Source organism: Streptomyces sp. NPDC087906 (genome assembly GCF_055584925.1).
The window spans coordinates 23895-40856 of record NZ_JBVJLC010000014.1 but is presented as its reverse complement, the minus strand read 5'-3'; the positions used below and the strand labels follow the sequence as shown (position 1 = coordinate 40856).

Here is a 16962-nt window from a genome sequence, read left to right as displayed (position 1 = left end):
GCGTCAATCTCTTTCGTGGGCGGGGAACTTGTCAAGACTGCCGAGATGTACGGAGCTCGTCGGGCACATGAATCGAGTGGCGCGGGGTCACATACGTCTACGCTGGGGCTCGCCGGAGGCGCGCGCCGCGACCCCGGCCCGTACACAGCGAGGAGAGACCCCACAGATGTCCGAAGACCGCCCCACCCTGCCGCCGGTGCGGCTGCCCTCGGAAGCGGAGCTGGCGCGGCAGGCGCTCGCCGCGCCGCTGCTCGCCAGGGCGGTGCGGCTCGCCCGCTGGGCGGGGCCAGGGACCCGGGTAGGGGCCGGTGGTGAGCTGGTCGACGAACAACTGCCGGCGGCGGCCGAACAGCTCGGCCTGGGCGACGAGTTGTCGGAGGGGGACGGCGAGTCGTACGCGAGTGAGGCGTGGCGGGTCGCCATCGACACGGATCTCGTCGCCGTGGCGGAAGGCGACGGCGCCGACACCGACAGCGGACTGGACGACGACGGGTCGGCGGCGGTCACCGCGGGCCCGCAGCTCGCGCTGGTGACGGCCGGCTCGCCGGGGGACGTGCTGTCCCTCTGGCTGGACACTCTTGACGTGGTGTTCGCCGACGCGACGGCGCCGGTCTTCGAGGACCTGGCCGTGGCCATCGGCGACGACGGCGAGATCGACTTCGAGGCGCTCGACTGGGACCCGGAGGTGGAGGCCGAGTTCCTGGAAGGCGTCCTCGGCAACCTCTACCTGCTCACCGCGGCGGAGGAGGGCGAGGGCGCGGTGCCGCTGCCCGTTCTCGCCGCTTCGATGATCGTCCCCGAGGACATGGGGGAGCCCACCGACGACGTACTCGAACAGGTCTCGCAGGCCATGATGCGGCTCGACGAGCAGTTCAGGCTGCTGGAGCCGGTCGGGCTCGTCAGTTACGTACCGGTCGACGAGGCGCTGATGGCCGAAGACCCCGAAGACCCCGAAGACGCCGCGGGCGGCGACCTGTCGGGCGCCGAGCCCGGTCTGCCCGTCGACGCGGACGACGTGACCCGCTACGGCATGGTCACGCTGACCCCGCTCGGCGTCTACGGCATCAGGTCCCGGATGCTCGAAGCCGGTGTGGCGGCCCCCGCCGTCGGCGACCTCGCGGACGGCGACGCCCGCGCGCTGCTCGACGGCATCGCCCACTTCCCCGAGGCGGCGGCGCGTGCCGAGGCCGAGCAGTGGCTGGCGGGGCACGCCCCGGCGGAGGCGGCGGCCGAACTGCTCGCCGCCGCGCGCGGCACCGACCCGGCCGCCCCGCTGCGCCGCCTCAACTGCCAGCAGGCGCTGACCCTGGTCGGCGCGGAGGCGGAACCCGCCGTGCGCGCCGTACTGGACGACGGCGAGCTGGGCGGCCTGGCCCGGGTCTGGCTCGCGGAGCTGGGATCGGGCGACGTCCCGATGCCGTCCGAGACGATGATCTTCTGGCTGGCGATCGACACGATCGCGGCCCAACTGGACGCGGAGGGCGAACCGGACGAGCTGCGGGAACTCGTCGAGGGCCTGGTCGGCCAGAACAAGAACTTCTTCGAGGAAGCCTGGCGCGTCGACCACCCGGCGACCCCGGACGTCCTGGAGGCGATGGGCCGCCTGCACAGCGACCGCACGGTGGCCAAGGAAGCCCGCAAGGCGGCCTTCAAGGCCCGCTCGCGAGCGACCGGCTGACGCGGGGCGCCGGGGGGTTGCCCGGGGGCGGTCGGCCCGCGCCGGGGCAGCCGGCCGGGCACGGTCAGCGGGCGACTCGGCCGGCGCGGACACAGGGCCGCCGGGCGGCGTTGCGAGTTCCGCACGCGCGCGGCTGACGCCCCGGGCCACCCGGCCAGGGGCGGGGTACCGGCCACGGTTGCGGTGTACGTGGCCCGGTACGGCGAGCTGCCGGGCCCCCCGGCCGGGCTGGGCCCCGGCCAGGGTTTGCGGGGCACTCGGCCCGATACGGCGCGCCCCCGGATCGCGGTGCCCTGCGGGCCCTGCTCGGGATCTGTTCGGGCTGACCCGCCGGGCAGACGGGTGCTCCGGCGGGCCGCCTGGCTTCCCGGCCGCGGTTGGCGGGCCGCTCGGGCCCGGCGCGGGTCTGCGCCGTCGGCCCGCGTTTCAAGGCCCGCTCACGCGGGTGCGGTTCGCGTCCCGGGCACAGGCGGTGGGGCTCAGTCGTCGCCGCGCACTATGAGGTTCGGTGGGCTCTCTGCCAGGCACGGTGAGCCCGGCGGCCCGGCGCGGCATCCCCCCGGCCGGCGGAGGTCTCCGTACCAAGGCGCGGGCGTATGGCCGTCTGACGCGGCCTCGGCGCGGGCGCCCGACGCCCTGGCGGCCGTCTTGCGCGCGGTCTGCCCCCGGCTGCGGGCCCTGACCCGCCGGGCAGGCGGGCGCTCGGGCGACGGCTCGCCTGGCCTCCTGGCCGTGGTTGGCGGGCCGCTCGACCCGGCTCGGGTGTGCGCCGTCGGGCCGCGTTTCAAGGCCCGCTCACGCGCGTGCGGCTGACGCCCGGAGTTGTGCCCCGGGCCCGTGTCCGGCCCCTGACGCCCAGGTTGCCCTCTACCGGGGCCGTCTGCCCCTGCTGCGGCTCCGCCCGGCCTCCCGGCCGTGGTTCGGCGGGCGCTGGGGCCGTCGGGCGTCAGGCGGCCGGGTTCTGGCGCCTGCGGATACCGTCCGGTTCACGCACGGTGAGCCACGTGGCCTCGGTGCGGCCACCGCGGCCACCCGCCCCCGTACACGCTCCTGATTCGCGGTCACATCCTCAGATGCGACGCTCCGTTCAGGTCGAGCACCGTTCCCGACGACCACTCCGCCGCCGGGGAGGCCAGCCAGAGCACCGCGTCGGCGATTTCCTCGGGCGTGGCCACTCGGCCGAAGGGGCTCTGGGTGCGGATCGTTTCGCCCTCCGGGCCGGTCAGGCGGTGGGCCACTCGTTCCGTTTCGATGAAGCCCGGCGCCACCGAGGCCACCCCGATGCCGTACGGGCCCAGGGCGACGGCCAGGGACTGGCCCAGGGCGTGGACGGCCGCCTTTGTCGCGCCGTACGCCGGGTAGTCCGGTTCGCCGCGGAACGCGCCGCGTGAGCCGATGTTGACGATCCGGCCGCCGGCCTTCCGCTCGATCAGGCCGTGGGCCACCCGGTGGCTGAGCAGGGCCGTGCCCAGGAGGTTGACGGACAGGTGGCGCTGCCAGTGCGCGGCCCACTCCTCGTACGGGGTGGTGGCCGGCGGATGGGGGTCGTTGACCGCCGCGTTGTTGACGAGCACGTCGACCGGGCCCACGGCCGCCGCCGCCTCGTCGGCCACCCGGGCCGCCTCCGCCGGGTCCGAGATGTCGCCGCCGACCAGTGCGTGCCCCGTACCGGTGAGTGACTCCAGGGTCAGCCGGGCGTCCGACTCGCGGCTGCCGTAGTGGACGGCGACCCGGTCGCCGTTGGCGGCGAAGGCGCGCGCGAGGGCGCGGCCGAGGCCGCGGGAGGCGCCGCTGACAAGGACGCTGCGGCCGGTGGCGGACAGTTTCGTCAAGGCTCGGAACCCTTTCGGTTCAGGTCGGGGCACGGTACGCTCCGCCACCCCCTTCGGCGGCACTTTCCGCCCCGCGAGCAGGGCCCTGGAACGGGTGATCCGGAGGCCGGTCAGCCGCCGGGCATGGCGCGGCGGGGCTCCTTGGGCGCATACTCCAAGTAATGACAAAGTCAGCCGGATCCCGGCGCCACCTGCCGTCCAGTCCCTTCAACCGCCAGGCCCCGGCCTCTCCCCCGCCCGAGAAGTTCGATGTCGGAGACCGTGTCTCCCACGATCAGTTCGGGTTGGGGAGAGTCATCGGAGTCGAGGGCGAACATGCCGTGCTCATCGATTTCTCCGGGCGTCAGGGGAGGATCCTGAGTCCCTTCTCCAAGCTCACCAAGCTCTGAAGACAGCGGCCCACGGGCCGCCGCGGGTCATGCGTCACGCGCGACCGCGGCGGCCCGTGGTGCGTTTCCGCAGGGCCGGACCCGACCGCGTCAGAGCAGCTTCGCCGCCGGTTTGACCATGCCGCGGACCGTGCGGGACTTCACGAACTCGCCGATGGCCGTCATCTCCCACTCGCCGGAGAACTGCCGGACGAACTTGGCCATGATCACGCCGGTCTGCGGCTCGGCGCCCGTCAGGTCGAAGCGCACCAGTTCCTGGTCCGTCGCCGCGTCGATCAGCCGGCAGTACGCCTTCGCCACCTCGTTGAACTTCTGGCCCGTGAACGAGTTGACGGTGAACACCAGGCCCGTCGCCTCGGTGGGGAGCCGGCCGAGGTCGACCACGATCACCTCGTCGTCACCCGCGCCCTCGCCCGTGAGGTTGTCCCCGGAGTGCTTGACCGCTCCGTTGAGGATGGAGAGCTTGCCGAAGTAGCAACTGTCCAGGTGGTTGCGGTTCGGGCCGTACGCGATGACCGACGCGTCCAGGTCGATGTCCTTGCCGCGGAAGGCGGGCTCCCAGCCGAGCCCCATCTTGACCTGCGCGAGCAGCGGCTTGCCGCCCTTGACCAGCGACACGGTCTCGTTCTTCCGGAGGCTGACCCGGCCCTTGTCCAGATTGATCTTCCCGCCGCCCGGCGGCGCGGCCGGGGGAGCGGGCGGTGCCACGGGAGCCTGCGGCGCGGCCGGTGCCTGCGGGGCCGCCGGGGCCTGGGGCGTCACGGGCGCCTGCGGCGGGGCCGCCGGGGCCGGCGCGGCCTGGGCGGCCTGCGCGGCCGGCTCCTCCACCGATACGCCGAAGTCCGTGGCGATACCGGCCAGCCCGTTCGCGTACCCCTGGCCGACGGCGCGGACCTTCCAGGCGCCGTTGCGCAGATAGATCTCCACGATCACCAGCGCCGTCTCGGCGCCGAGCTGCGGCGGGGTGAACGTGGCGAACACGGTTCCGTCGCCGCTGTCGCGGACGGTGGCGGTGGGCTCGATGCCCTGGAAGCTCTGGCCTGCGGCGTCCGGGCTCGCGGTGATGACGATCTTCTCGATACCGGCGGGGACCGCGCCCGTGTCGACCACGATCGCGTCCGGCGCCGAGCCGCCGCCCGAGCGGTACGTCACGCCAGGGCCGGCCGGCTGGTTGAAGAAGATGAAGTCGTCGTCCGAGCGCACCTTGCCGTCGGCGGTGAGCAGCAGGCCCGAGACGTCGAGCCGCACGGGCCCGGCGACATCCACCGCCACATGTGCGGTGGGAAGCGGGATGTTCGAGCCGGGGGTCATAGCTGTCATGCCAGACGTAACGAACGACCCCGCTTTGCCGTTCCCTTACTTTCGGCGCCCGGTAATCCGAACGTCAGTACGGCCATTGCGGCGGATGAGTGGTGAAGTGGCCGCCGAGATGCGCGTGGTCGGGGTTGTCCGGGTCCAGCTCGCCCTGTTCGGCGATGAGCTTGTCCGCGTACTGCTCCGAGTCGTCCTGCGGCTCGTACCCGAGCGCCCGCGCCGTCGACAGGTCCCACCACAGCCGGGTGTTGGCCGAGGAGCCGTAGACGACCGTGTGGCCGACCTGCTCGGCCGTCAGCGCGGCGTGGAAGAGCCGGGCCCCGTCGCCCGGACTCATCCAGACGGAGAGCATGCGCACGGTCGTCGGCTCCAGGAAGCAGGAGCCGATCCGCACGGACACGCTCTCCAGGCCGTGCAGGTCCCAGTAGAGCTGGGCCAGATCCTCGCCGAAGCACTTGGACAGGCCGTAGTACGTGTCCGGGCGGCGCGGCGTGTCGACGGGGATCAGCGGATCGTCGCCCTGCGGGCGGGGCGTGAAGCCGACCGCGTGGTTGCTCGACGCGTTCACCACGCGCGGGACGCCCGCCGCGCGCGCCGCCTCGTACAGGTTGTACGTGCCCTCGATGTTGGACCGCAGGATCTTGTCGAACGACGCCTCCAGCGAGATGCCGGCGAGATGGATGACCGCGTCGACCCCTTCGACGGCCTCCCGCAGCGCCTGCTTGTCCGCGAGATCGGCCGTCACGGCGTCCGGCTCGCCCTCTATGGGGGTGGCGTCGAAGAGGCGGAGTTCGTAGCCGTACGCGGGCAGCAGGCCCCGCATCAGGGTGCCGAGGCCGCCGGCTGCGCCGGTGAGCAGGACGGTACGCGGTGCTGGCATGGGGGGCGGCTCCTCGGCTGCGCGGATTCGCGCTCAGATCCGTAAACGTAATTCACATGCATGGACACGCTAGGGAGGGGTGGTGGGCAGCGTCAAGTGTCGCGCGCGGGGTGCGAATCCGTCCGGGGGTTGGCCGATCCTGTCTTGACCAGCCCCGCGCGGCTGCCCTAGCGTGGTCGCGTTCAGAGATATGGACATCGATCAGAACCGTGCACGAGCCTTCGGGCTCGGCGCACGGCCCAGGGAGCTTCCGTGACCACAGCCCCGCTCGCCGCTCGACTCACCCGGGTCGACGGGCCGCTGTTCTTCCCCGTCACCGCGTACGGACCGGACGGCGGCCTCGACCTCGACGTCTTCCGCGCGCATGTGAGACAAGGCGTCGAAGCGGGCGCCGCGGCCGTCTTCGCGTGCTGCGGCACCGGCGAGTTCCACGCTCTCACCCCCGGCGAGTTCGGCGCGTGCGTCGCGGCCGCCGTCGAGGAGACGGCGGGGCGGGTGCCCGTCGTGGCCGGCGCCGGATACGGCACGGCGCTCGCGATCGAGTACGCGAAGCTCGCCGAGCAGGCCGGCGCCGACGGACTGCTCGCCATGCCGCCGTATCTGGTCGTCGCCGACCAGGAGGGCCTGCTGCGCCACTACGCCGCGCTCGCCGCCGCGACCTCCCTGGAGACGATCGTCTACCAGCGCGACAACGCTGTCTTCACCCCGGAGACCGTCGTCGCGCTCTCCCGCGTCGACGGCATCATCGGCCTGAAGGACGGCGTCGGCGACCTCGACCTGATGCAGCGCATCCTCAGCGCCGTACGCACGGCGGAGCCGGGGCGCGACTTCCTGTACTTCAACGGCCTGCCCACCGCCGAACTCACCGGCCTCGCCTACCGGGGCATCGGCGTGACGCTCTACTCCTCCGCCGTCTTCGCCTTCGCCCCCGACATCGCCCTCGCCTTCTACCGGGCGCTCGCCACCGGCGACGACACGACCGTCAACCGGCTGCTCGACGGCTTCTACGTACCGCTGGTCGAACTGCGCAACCAGGGCCGGGGCTACGCCGTTTCGCTCGTGAAGGCGGGCGTGCGGCTCGGCGGACTCGACGTGGGTGAGGTACGGCCGCCGCTGAGCGAACCGCTGCCCGACCACGTCAAGTCGCTCTCGACGCTCGTCGAACGCGGCCGGGCGCTGCTGGAGGAGAGCGTGCGAGACGACGCGGAGGACGGCGCGTGAGGGCCGCCGCGTTCGGCTACCCCTGGGACATCGTCGGCGACCCGGCAGCGGCAGCCAGGATCGCCGAACTCGGCGTCCAGCAGGTCACCCTGGCCGCCGCCTACCACTCCACCCGCGCGCTCACCCCGCGCCATCCGCGCCACCGCGTCGTCACCGCCGAACACGCCGCCGTCCTCTACCCCGCCGACGAGGCCCGCTGGGCGGGCCGCGAGGTGCGCCCGTACCCGGCGGGGAGCTGGGCACCCGGCGACGCGTACGGCGAGGCGGCCGCTGCCCTCTCCGCCGCCGGACTCGACGTGCACACGTGGGTGGTGCTCGCCCACAACTCCCGCCTCGGCGCCGACCGTCCGGCCACGTCCGTCGTCAACGCGTTCGGCGACCGCTACCCCTGGGCGCCCTGTATCGCCCAGCCCGCAGTCGTCCGCTACCTGGTGGATCTCGCGGCCGAGGCGGCGGTACGGCCCGGCGCGCGCGGCACCGAGCTGGAGTCCTGCGGCTGGTACGGGCTGGCGCATCTGCACGCCCACGACAAGATCGCCGGTGTCGGCCTCGGCGAGGCCGCGCAGTACCTGATGTCGCTCTGCTTCTGCGCCAGTTGCCGCGCCGGATACGCGGATCTCGACACCGACCCCGACCGGCTCGCCGCCGCTGTACGGAGCGCGCTCGAACCTGTCTGGGCCGGGGACGCCACACCCGGCGGGGCGCCCGGCGGAACGAGCGGCAGGGCAGGCGTCGAGAAGCTGGTCGGCGCCGAGTTGGCAGCCGTCACCCTCACCTGGCGCGGCCAGGTGGCCCGGGACCTCCAGGAGCAGGCGGTCGCCGCCGTACGCGCCGCCGCGCCCCCCGGCTTCCAGGTGCTGCTGCACGCCGACCCGGCCGCGCATCACACCGGTGCCAACGCGGGCGTCGACCCGGCGCACATCCTGGGCGTCGCCGACGGGGTCGTGCTGCCCTGCACGGGCGGCGCCGCCGAGGCGATGCTGACCCCGTTCGCCGGCCACGCCACCCCGTCGACCGTGCTCGCGGCCAACTTCACCGTCGTCAGCGGCATGGGCGGCAGCCCCGGCACCCTCGCCGACGACGCGGCGCGCGCCGCGGACCTCGGCGCGGACGAACTGCGCCTGTACCACGCGGGGTTGGCGTCGGACGCCGATCTGAAGTCGGTCAAGGCCGCGCTCTCCGCCCTGCGTTGAGCAGGAGCAGCGCCGTCAGCAGCCCGCCCGCGCAGGCCGCCGGCAGAACGGCGGTGAACGGGACGAAGGGGAGCAGCCCGGCGCCGAGCGCCAGCGCCACCGCGTTCGGCGCGAACATCACCGTGCCCGCGGTCGCGGCGGTACGGCCGAGCACGTCCGCGGGGACCTCGCGCTGCAAGGCCGTCATCGCCGCGATCAGCACCGTCGGCAGACCGAGCCCCACGGCCAACGACCCCGCCAGCACTGCCGCGTCGTACGGCACCGCCCGCAGCGCGAGGCCCACGGCGAAGAGCGCGATCCCCGCGGCGCCGAACACCCGCTCCGGCAGCCGCCGCAGCAGCGGCCCCGCCACCAGCCCGGTCGTGACGGAACCCGCGCCCTGCACGGCCGACAACACCCCCAGGAACGCGGGCTCCTGGCCCAGGCCCTTGTCCACGACGGCGAAGCTCATCGCGCCGTTGAACCCGGCGAGCAGCAAGGTCAGCGCGGCGGCCAACACCAGCGGCCGCACGGCGGGGGTGTCCCGCAGCCGCCGTACGCCCTCCGCCGTGCCGGTCAGCCAGGCACCGGGCGGCTGCCGGGCCGGCTTCTCCTGCCGGACCCGCATCAGCGCGAAGACCCCGGCGGCCAGGACGAAGGTCACCGCGTCGAGCAGGGCGACGGCCGGGCCGCCGAACCGGGCGTAGAGCCCCGCGCCCGCCAGCGGCGCGACGAGCTTCATGCCCTCGTTGGCCGTCATCCGCAGCCCGTTGAAGTCCCCGAGCAGCCGCGCGTCGACCGCCGTCGCCACCAGGGCCGCCTCGGCGGCGTCCTGGACGACCCCGCAGGATCCGTACACGAACAGCACACCGAAGACGATCCACACGCGGCCCGCCGAGTCGACGGCGCACAGCGCCGCCAGCAGGACCGCGAGCGCGAGATCGCAGCAGATCAGCAGTGGCTTTCCGCGCATCCGGTCGGCGACGGTGCCCAGCAGCGGGCCGACCAGCGTCGGCGCCCACATCGCGAAGACCGTCAGCGCCGCCAGACTGTCCGAGCCGGTAAGGGACTTGACCCAGATACCGGCGGCGAGCCAGAGCGAGGACGTACCGAAGCCTGACACGACCACCCCGGCCAGATACAGCCCGGCATTGCGGTCCTTCAGTACGCCCCCGCCGCTCCACACCACGCCCCACCCGCTCCTGCCGCCGGTTCTGATCGTCAGACGCGCACAGTGGCATCTGAGGACCGGGGCCCGGCATCGGGCGGTTGACCTACTTCGGGGCGCGGGCAGGTCTCATGTCGGGCCGGGTCTACCGGCCGTACACCTCCAACTCCCAGAGGGAATAGCCGTACGGAGTGGCCCGCTGCGTCCCGTAGAAGCGGACGTAACGGGCGTCGGTGGCGGTGAACGTCAGATCGTCCGTGCCGCCGTCACCGCCGGTCGTGCTGTAGACCGACGTCCACGTCGAGCCGTTGGTGGAGGTCTGGATCTGGTACGCCTTGCCGTACGCGGCCTCCCAGTTGAGCCGTACCCGGCTCACCGAGTGCACCGACCCCAGGTCCACCTGGAGCCACTGCGGGTCCGCGAACCCGCTCGACCAGCGGGTGCCGGCGTTGCCGTCCACCGCGGCCGACGCCGCGAACGCGGCGCTCTCCGCGGAGGACGCGGTGGCCGGCCGGCCCGCCGACAGCAGCGTCGCCGCGGGCGGCGGATCGGTGGGACCGCCCGCGCCGAACGGCGTCAGCGTCAGGGTCATCGACCGCGGCGCGTTGTCCTGGATGTACGACGCCTGGTCGCCGACGTCGTCGAACGGGAACCCGTACGCCTTGCCGTTGACGCTGTTCTCGTGCAGTACGCGCGAGAAGTGGTTGCTGATCGGCTGCCGGTAGTACTGCGCCGGATCGGTGACGGGCTGGTTGGGGTTGTCGCGCAGGGTGGAGCGGTTGAACGCCGCCCCGAGCTGCGCGGCCACCGGTCCCGTCAGACCGTCGTTGGGCGCGCTGAGCGCGCCGTTGCAGTAGAAGACGTCCAGCGTGCTGGGCTTCGGGATGGGCGCGACGCCGTTGTTGAAGCGCAGCACCCCGCCGGAGACCCGGCCGGTGTACGTGGTGGCGTTGATCTTGACGTTCAGATCGCGGCTCGCGTAGGTGTCCCAGACCTGGGTGATGTACGGGTCGTAGTACGTGGACGAGAAGAGACCGCCCTCGATGCCGTGGCCGGGGGCCAGCACCCGCAGCCCGTTGGCGCTGACCAGCCGGGCGAAGTCGGGCAGCGCCCTGATCGCCGAGAAGATCGCGTCACGGCCGCCCGGCTTGATCGTGCCGGTGGTCTGGTCGGAGTTGCCGACCAGCCGGATCGCCATCGGGACGCTGAACATGTCCACGAAGGTGATGTTGCAGTACATGCCGGTGCTGTTGTACGTGAACTCCATGCAGTCGTGCAGCACTTGGTAGCTCGGGTCGGTGGTGACCCAGGCCGCCGGGTACTGCAGCGCCGAGTTGCCGTTGCCGTCAGTGACCACCCGGAACTTCAGCTTCGCGCCGAGCGAGAAGTAGATCCGCCCCGACATGTACGGCAGATTGACCAGGGCGTTGCCCGACCCGCTGAACGGGATCGCCAGATCGGCGTACCCGTCGGGCCCGTTGAGCCCCGGCGAGACCGGCACCTGCACGCCGTCGGCCCGTACGTAGCACTGCTGGCCCGAGGTGTTGGTGCCGACGACATAGATCCAGACCGCCGAATTGGCGTACGACCCGGTGCTGTTGACGATGGTGATCGGCAGCGGTCCCGCCGCCGACGCCGTGCTGCTCATGGCGAGGTCCAGGGCAGGGGCGGCCGCGAGCGCGGCCGCCCATCCGAGAACGCTTCTTCTGCTGGGCATCTGACTTCCTCTCAGCTCACTGTCCATACGAAGCTCGCTCTGTCGGTGGCGCCCGTGCCGCTGTCGGTGGCTGTGACGGTGACCGTCCGCGTCCCCGGTGAGGTCGCGGTCCCGGAGATCACACCCGCCGGACTGATGGTGAGACCGGCCGGCAGACCGGTCGCGGTGAAGGCGACCGAGGCCGCCGTTGACGTGGACTTCGCGGTGACCGGCAGCCGTACCGCCGTGCCTGCGGTGCTGCTCATGCCGTGCGGGTTGCTGATGGTGACGGCCTTGCCCGCCGCGCTCGCCTGACCCGTGACGGTCTTCGCGGTGAGCGGGGCACTGACGTTGAGCGTGCCGGTCAGCGGGAGGTTCCTGGACGAGTCACCGACCGAGATCTTGTAAGCACCCGCGGCCGTGGTCCAGTTGTTCGCCGAGTCCGACCAGTACGCCAGGTCGTGCGCGGTGAGCGTGAAGCGGACCTGCTGGCTCGCCCCCGGCTGGAGGTCGATCCGCTGGAACCCCTTGAGCTGCTTGGCCGGTTCGCCCGTCGAAGCGGGGGCGCCCACATACAACTGGGCCACCTCGGCCCCGGCCCGGGTGCCGTTGTTGGTGACGGTCGCCGTCACCGTCGCGTTGCCGCTGCCGTCGGGGGCGCCGACCTGGAGCCCGGAGAAGGCGAACGACGTGTACGACAGGCCGTAGCCGAACGGGAAGAGCGGCTCGATGTTCTTGTCGTCGTACCAGCGGTAGCCGACGTCAAGTCCCTCCGAGTACTGCACGTTGGTGCCGTTGCCCGGCCACTGGGCCGTGGTGTGCGCCGGCACGTCCGCGAGGCTCTTCGGAAAGGTGACAGGCAGCTTGCCGGAGAAGTTGGCGTCCCCGAACAGCAGCCTGGCCAGCGCGTTGCCGACCTCCTGGCCGGCGTACCAGTTCTCCACCACGCCCTTGACCGAACCGAGCCACGGCATGGTCACCGCAGAACCGGTGTGCAGGACCACGATGGTGTTCGGGTTGGCCGCGGCGACCTGCGTGATCAGCGAGTTCTGCTGGCCCGGCAGATCGATGTTGGCGAGGTCGGTGCCCTCGTTCTCGCCGTAACTGGCGAAGACGATTGCGACGTTGGAACTCTTCGCGAGCGCCACCGCCGCGCCGATGTCGGTGGCGTCGTTGAACTGGACGCTCACCCCCGACCCCGCGCGGTTCTTGATCCCGTCCAGCGGCGAGACCGTGCCCGAGCTGGTGGCGGTGGCACTGCCGCCGCCCACGCTCTGCACCCCCGCGCCGCCGTCGGCGCCGAGAATGGCGATGGACTTCGTCGTCGCCGTCGACAGCGGCAGGATCCCGCTGTTCTTCAGCAGCACACTGCCCTGCTCGGCGACCTGCCGGGCGGTGGCCTTGTGCGCGTCCGTGGTGACCGTGGCCGTCGGCGAGCCGGTGTGCGGCTTGTCGAAGAGACCGAACGCGAACATCTGCGTGAGCACCCGGCCCACCATGGTGTTCAGCGTCGCCTGGCTGACCTGGCCGCCGGCCAGCGCCTGCGCCAGGAAGTCGGCGTAGAAGTACCCGCCGGGCATCTCGACCGTCATGCCGTTGTTGGCGGCCTTCACCGTCGAGTGGGCGCCGCCCCAGTCGCTGGTGACGAACCCGCCGAAGCCCGCCTGCTGGTACAGCGCGGTGTTCAGCAGATAGCCGCTGTCGCAGTCGAAGTCACCGTTGACCGTGGCGTATCCGCACATCACGGAAGCCGCCGCGCCCTTGCTCACCACCGACTGGAAGCCCGGCAGATAGATCTCCTGGAGCGTCCGTGTGGAGACGATCGCGTTGTCGGCGGGGCCGTTGCGGTTGGTCTCCTGGTTGTAGACCGCCACATGCTTGGGCTGCGCCATCACCCCCTGGCTCTGCAGGCCCTGCACGTTGGACGTCGCCATCGCCGCGGTGAGGTACGGGTCCTCGCTGAACGTCTCGAAGGCCCGGCCCCAGCGCGGGTCGCGCACGATGTTCAGGGTCGGGCCGAGCGCCACCCCCGCGCCCTTGCCGGCGAACTCGTTGCCGGCGACGGCCCCGTACTGCTGCTCAAGGCCGGTGTCCCAGGTCGCGGCCGAAGCGACGGCCGACGGCAGTTGGGTCACCCCGCCCATCCCGTCACCGACCCCGCTCGGCCCGTCCTGGAAGCCCACGTCGGGGATGCAGAGCGAAGGGATGCCGGACAGATTGCCGATGTACGGGGACGCGTTGCCGTTGCCGTGCAGCAGCGAGATCTTCTGCGCCTGCGTCATCTCGGCGAGCACCTGCGAAACCCGCGTCGCCACCGGGGCGTTGGAGCCCACCCACGGGCAGTCGCCGTTGCCGCCGGACGGCGGAGCCGTGCCGCCGGGAGTCAGCACGGTGAACTCCCAGAGCGAGTAGCCGTACTGGGTCGCGCGCGCCGTGCCGTACATCCGTACGTACCGGGCGGTGGCGGTGAAGCTCGCGTTCTCGGCGGAACCCGCCCCGGTGGTGGTCGAGTAGACGGTGGTCCAGTTGGTGCCGTCGTTGGACGTCTGGAGCTGGTACGCCTTCGCGTACGCGGCCTCCCAGGTGAGCTGCGCACCGCAGATCTCGGTGGCGGCGCCCAGGTCGACCTGGAGCCACTGCGGATCGGCGGGGGCGCTGGACCAGCGCGTCGCCGCGTTGCCGTCGAAGGCCGCGCCCGCGCTGAAGCTCGCGTCCTGCACGGACGAGGCGGTGGCCGGCTTGCCGAGCGCCGCCGTCGTCGTACCGCACACGTCGCTCGGCCCCGAGCCGCCGCCGTACACCTGGAACTCCCAGAGGGAGTAGCCGTACGCGGTGGACCGCTGGGTGCCGTAGACCCGTACGTAGCGTCCGGTGCCCGAGACGGTGAGCGTCTGGTTGCCGCCGGGGCCGGCCGAAGTCGTGTAGATGGTGGTCCAGTTGGTGCCGTCGGCCGAGGTCTGGAGCTGGAAGGCCTTCGCCGACGCGGTCTCCCAGTTGAGTACGACCTTGCTGATGGACTGGCTGGAGCCGAGGTCGACGCGGAGCCACTGCGGGTCGGCAGCGGCGCTCGACCAGCGGGTGCCGGGGTCGCCGTCGACGGCCGCCGACGCGGGGAACGCGCCGTTCTCGGTGGAGGAGGCCGTCGCCGCCTTGCCCTGCGAGAGCAGGACGGGGCCGGCGGCCGAAGCGAGTTGGGGAGCCCCGATCAGGGCCGCCACCATCAGGAAACCTATGAGGGCCGCGAGCCGCGACCTCAGGTAGGGCATGGGGGGTGTGCCTCTCTCGTCAGCGAAGACAGTGCTTCGGACGGTGGCGCCCGCACATGACAGGAGGCCATGTGCGGGCGCCTTCACTAGTTGACGGCGCGTCACCACGCCGAAACCCGTTCGTCACTGAGCTGGTGGAGCGTCTTTCGTTACTGCGAGACCCGCACGTAGTCGATCAGCATCTTCTGCGGGAAGACGGTCGAGGCGTCCGGAGCACCGGGCCAGTCGCCGCCCACCGCGTTGTTGAGGATGATGTAGAACGGGTGGTCGTAGACCCACGGCCCCCTGGTGGCCTCCACCGTCGCCTTGTCGGCGGTGAAGAAGGCCTTGCCGTCGACGGAGAACGTCATGTGCGTGGCGTCCCAGTCGACCGCGTACGTGTGGAAGGCGGAGGCGAAGTCGCTGCCCGCCACGGTGTACGGAGAGCCGTAGCCGTTGCCGCCGTTGTAGGCCGGCGCGTGCAGCGTCGAGTACACCGAGTCGGCGACCTTGCCGACGTGCTCCATGATGTCGATCTCACCCGAGTTCGGCCACGGAGTGCCGGACTTGAAGTTGGAGCCGAGCATCCAGAACGCGGGCCACAGACCCTGCGTGCCGCTCACCTTGATCCGCGCCTCGACGTGCCCGTAGGCGAAGTTGAAGTGGTCCGAGGTGTTGATACGGCCCGAGGTGTACGTGCCGTCGGCCTCCTTCCTGGCCTCGATGACGAGGTTGCCGGCGCCGTCCATGGTGGTGTTGTCACCGTTGGTGTAGACCTCCAGCTCGCCGTTCTGGCCGCGGCCGGTGTCCTGCGTCCACTTGCCCGTGTCGGGCTTGGTGCCGGCGGCGCCGTTGAACTCGTCGCTCCAGACCAGCCGCGGCGGGTTGTTGGGGGCCGGCGGCGCGGCGGGCGGCGCGGTCGGGTTGCCGCCCGTGCCGAACACGTCGAAGTCCCACAGCGAGTAGCCGTAGCCGTTGCTGCGCGCGGTGCCGTACATGCGCACGTAGCGGCCGTTGCCGTTGACGTTCAGCGTCTCCTTGAAGCCCTTGCCGGTCGTCGTGGAGTAGATGCTGGTCCAGTTGGTGCCGTCGGCCGACGTCTGGATCTGGTAGGCCGTCGCGTACGCCGGGTCCCACTGGAGCACGACCTGCGTGATGTGCGCGGTGGCGCCCAGGTCGACACTGATCCAGCCGGGGTCGACCCAGCCGTTGCTGTCACTGGTGGCCCAGCGGGTGGCCGGGTCGTGGTCGAACGCCTTGGCCGGGGTGCAGCCGACGCAACTGTTGGCGTCCTGGTACGTCGAGGCGGTGGCCGGCTTGTTGTACGAGAGCAGCTTGGAGTCACCGGGAGGCGGATCCGTCGGGCCGCCCGGGTCGGTGCCGCCCGTGGTGAAGACCTGGAACTCCCAGAGGGAGACGCCGTACTGGGTGGCCCGTGCCGTGGTGTACACCCGCAGGTAGCGGCCGGTGCCGGTGAGCGTGATCAGCTCGGTGGCGCCCGCACCCGTGGTGGTGCTGTGCAGCGTCGTCCAGTTGGTGCCGTCGGTGGAGGACTGGATCTGGTACGCCTTGGCGTACGCCGCCTCCCAGCTCAACTGGACCCCGCAGACGGACTGGCTGGAGCCGAGGTCGACCCGCAGCCACTGCGGGTCGCCGGGCGCGCTGGACCAGCGGGTGCCCGCGTTGCCGTCGACGGCCGCCGTGGCCGGCGTACCGGCGTTCTCGGTCGACGAGGCGGTGGCGGGCTTGTTCAGCGCCGCGTTGGTCGTGCTGCATCCGGCGCCGCTGGAGCCCGTGCCGCCGTAGACCTGGAACTCCCAGAGGGAGTAGCCGTAAGCGGTGGCGCGCTGCGTGCCCGTCAGCCGCACGTAGCGGCCCGAACCGGTCACGTTGAGCGTCTGGTTGCCGCCCGTGGCCGTGGTGGTCGAGTAGATGCTCGTCCAGTTGGTGCCGTCGGTCGACGTCTGGATCTGGAACGCCTTGGCGTACGCGGCCTCCCAGTTGAGCGTGACCTGGGAGATGGACGAGGTGGCGCCGAGGTCCACCTGGATCCACTGCGGATCGGCGGCGGCGCTGGACCAGCGGGTGCCTGCGTTGCCGTCGACCGCGGCGGACGCGGGGGTGCCGGCGTTCTCGACGGACGACGACGTCGCCGTCTTGCCCTGCGAGAGCAGGGTGCCCGCCGCCTTGGCGGGGGTGTTTCCGTTCAGGGCGAGAGCCAGGCTCGCGAGGACAGCGACGACCACAGCCAGGATCAGGGATCTTCTGCCGTTGGTCATCGAGAGGGGGGAACTGCTCTGCATGGCGTCTCCTAGTGGTCGCCAAATCCCGAGAGAGCGCTCTCTGGGTGAGCAGATGATTGCGGCG

General features: G+C 71.8%; 11 protein-coding genes. 4 read left to right on the top strand and 7 right to left on the bottom strand.

All coding sequences use genetic code 11. The annotated features are described in order from the left end of the window. The first annotated feature begins 166 nt into the window (after window positions 1–166). Window positions 167–1678, top strand: coding sequence for a hypothetical protein (locus tag ACZ63I_RS30535; protein ID WP_469342484.1), 1512 nt, complete (start codon window positions 167–169; stop codon window positions 1676–1678). 1061 nt (window positions 1679–2739) lie between these two features. On the opposite strand, the gene ACZ63I_RS30530 is transcribed toward ACZ63I_RS30535, so the two are convergent. Beyond that, the gene (locus ACZ63I_RS30530; RefSeq protein WP_469342483.1) at window positions 2740–3510 is read right to left on the bottom strand and encodes an SDR family NAD(P)-dependent oxidoreductase; all 771 of its coding nucleotides are present in this window, start codon (window positions 3508–3510) and stop codon (window positions 2740–2742) included. Between the two features lie 161 nt (window positions 3511–3671). On the opposite strand from ACZ63I_RS30530, the gene ACZ63I_RS30525 reads away from it, so the two are divergent. Continuing rightward, window positions 3672–3899: a hypothetical protein gene (locus tag ACZ63I_RS30525; RefSeq protein ID WP_078863698.1), complete on the top strand. Its 228-nt coding sequence runs from the start codon at window positions 3672–3674 to the stop codon at window positions 3897–3899. 90 nt (window positions 3900–3989) lie between these two features. On the opposite strand, the gene ACZ63I_RS30520 is transcribed toward ACZ63I_RS30525, so the two are convergent. After that, window positions 3990–5219 carry a TerD family protein gene (locus tag ACZ63I_RS30520; RefSeq protein ID WP_469342481.1) on the bottom strand — a complete coding sequence of 410 codons (1230 nt, stop codon included), beginning with the start codon at window positions 5217–5219 and terminating at the stop codon, window positions 3990–3992. A 64-nt stretch (window positions 5220–5283) separates the two neighbouring features. Then, entirely contained in the window at window positions 5284–6093 is an 810-nt protein-coding gene (locus tag ACZ63I_RS30515; protein ID WP_469342480.1) for an NAD-dependent epimerase/dehydratase family protein, read from the bottom strand. A gap of 252 nt (window positions 6094–6345) precedes the next feature. Here ACZ63I_RS30515 and ACZ63I_RS30510 point away from each other — a divergent pair, with 252 nt between their 5' ends. Both ACZ63I_RS30510 and ACZ63I_RS30505 read left to right on the top strand, forming a co-directional pair. After that, window positions 6346–7314, top strand: coding sequence for a 5-dehydro-4-deoxyglucarate dehydratase (locus ACZ63I_RS30510; protein ID WP_469342478.1), 969 nt, complete (start codon window positions 6346–6348; stop codon window positions 7312–7314). Continuing rightward, the gene (locus ACZ63I_RS30505) at window positions 7311–8507 is read left to right on the top strand and encodes a hypothetical protein (RefSeq protein WP_469342477.1); all 1197 of its coding nucleotides are present in this window, start codon (window positions 7311–7313) and stop codon (window positions 8505–8507) included. The genes ACZ63I_RS30510 and ACZ63I_RS30505 overlap by 4 nt, the downstream gene beginning before the upstream one ends. On the opposite strand, the gene ACZ63I_RS30500 is transcribed toward ACZ63I_RS30505, so the two are convergent. The 4 genes from ACZ63I_RS30500 to ACZ63I_RS30485 form a co-directional block, all read right to left on the bottom strand. Further along, window positions 8479–9675 carry an MFS transporter gene (locus ACZ63I_RS30500; protein ID WP_469342476.1) on the bottom strand — a complete coding sequence of 399 codons (1197 nt, stop codon included), beginning with the start codon at window positions 9673–9675 and terminating at the stop codon, window positions 8479–8481. The genes ACZ63I_RS30505 and ACZ63I_RS30500 overlap by 29 nt on opposite strands. A 124-nt stretch (window positions 9676–9799) precedes the next feature. After that, window positions 9800–11371 carry a beta-1,3-glucanase family protein gene (locus tag ACZ63I_RS30495; protein WP_469342475.1) on the bottom strand — a complete coding sequence of 524 codons (1572 nt, stop codon included), beginning with the start codon at window positions 11369–11371 and terminating at the stop codon, window positions 9800–9802. An 11-nt stretch (window positions 11372–11382) separates the two neighbouring features. Next, on the bottom strand, window positions 11383–14616 hold the full coding sequence (locus tag ACZ63I_RS30490; RefSeq protein ID WP_469342473.1) for a glycoside hydrolase family 3 C-terminal domain-containing protein: 3234 nt from the start codon (window positions 14614–14616) through the stop codon (window positions 11383–11385). A gap of 149 nt (window positions 14617–14765) precedes the next feature. Next, the gene (locus tag ACZ63I_RS30485; protein ID WP_469342626.1) at window positions 14766–16874 is read right to left on the bottom strand and encodes a discoidin domain-containing protein; all 2109 of its coding nucleotides are present in this window, start codon (window positions 16872–16874) and stop codon (window positions 14766–14768) included. Between the last annotated feature and the right edge of the window lie 88 nt (window positions 16875–16962).

Bases quoted from the DNA above. Each gene is read 5' to 3' on its own strand.
- ACZ63I_RS30535 (WP_469342484.1), top strand. From the start codon at position 167: ATGTCCGAAGACCGCCCCACCCTGCCGCCGGTGCGGCTGCCCTCGGAA.
- ACZ63I_RS30525 (WP_078863698.1), top strand. From the start codon at position 3,672: ATGACAAAGTCAGCCGGATCCCGGCGCCACCTGCCGTCCAGTCCCTTC.
- ACZ63I_RS30520 (WP_469342481.1), bottom strand. From the start codon at position 5,219: ATGACAGCTATGACCCCCGGCTCGAACATCCCGCTTCCCACCGCACAT.
- ACZ63I_RS30515 (WP_469342480.1), bottom strand. From the start codon at position 6,093: ATGCCAGCACCGCGTACCGTCCTGCTCACCGGCGCAGCCGGCGGCCTC.
- ACZ63I_RS30495 (WP_469342475.1), bottom strand. From the start codon at position 11,371: ATGCCCAGCAGAAGAAGCGTTCTCGGATGGGCGGCCGCGCTCGCGGCC.
- ACZ63I_RS30490 (WP_469342473.1), bottom strand. From the start codon at position 14,616: ATGCCCTACCTGAGGTCGCGGCTCGCGGCCCTCATAGGTTTCCTGATG.
- ACZ63I_RS30485 (WP_469342626.1), bottom strand. From the start codon at position 16,874: ATGACCAACGGCAGAAGATCCCTGATCCTGGCTGTGGTCGTCGCTGTC.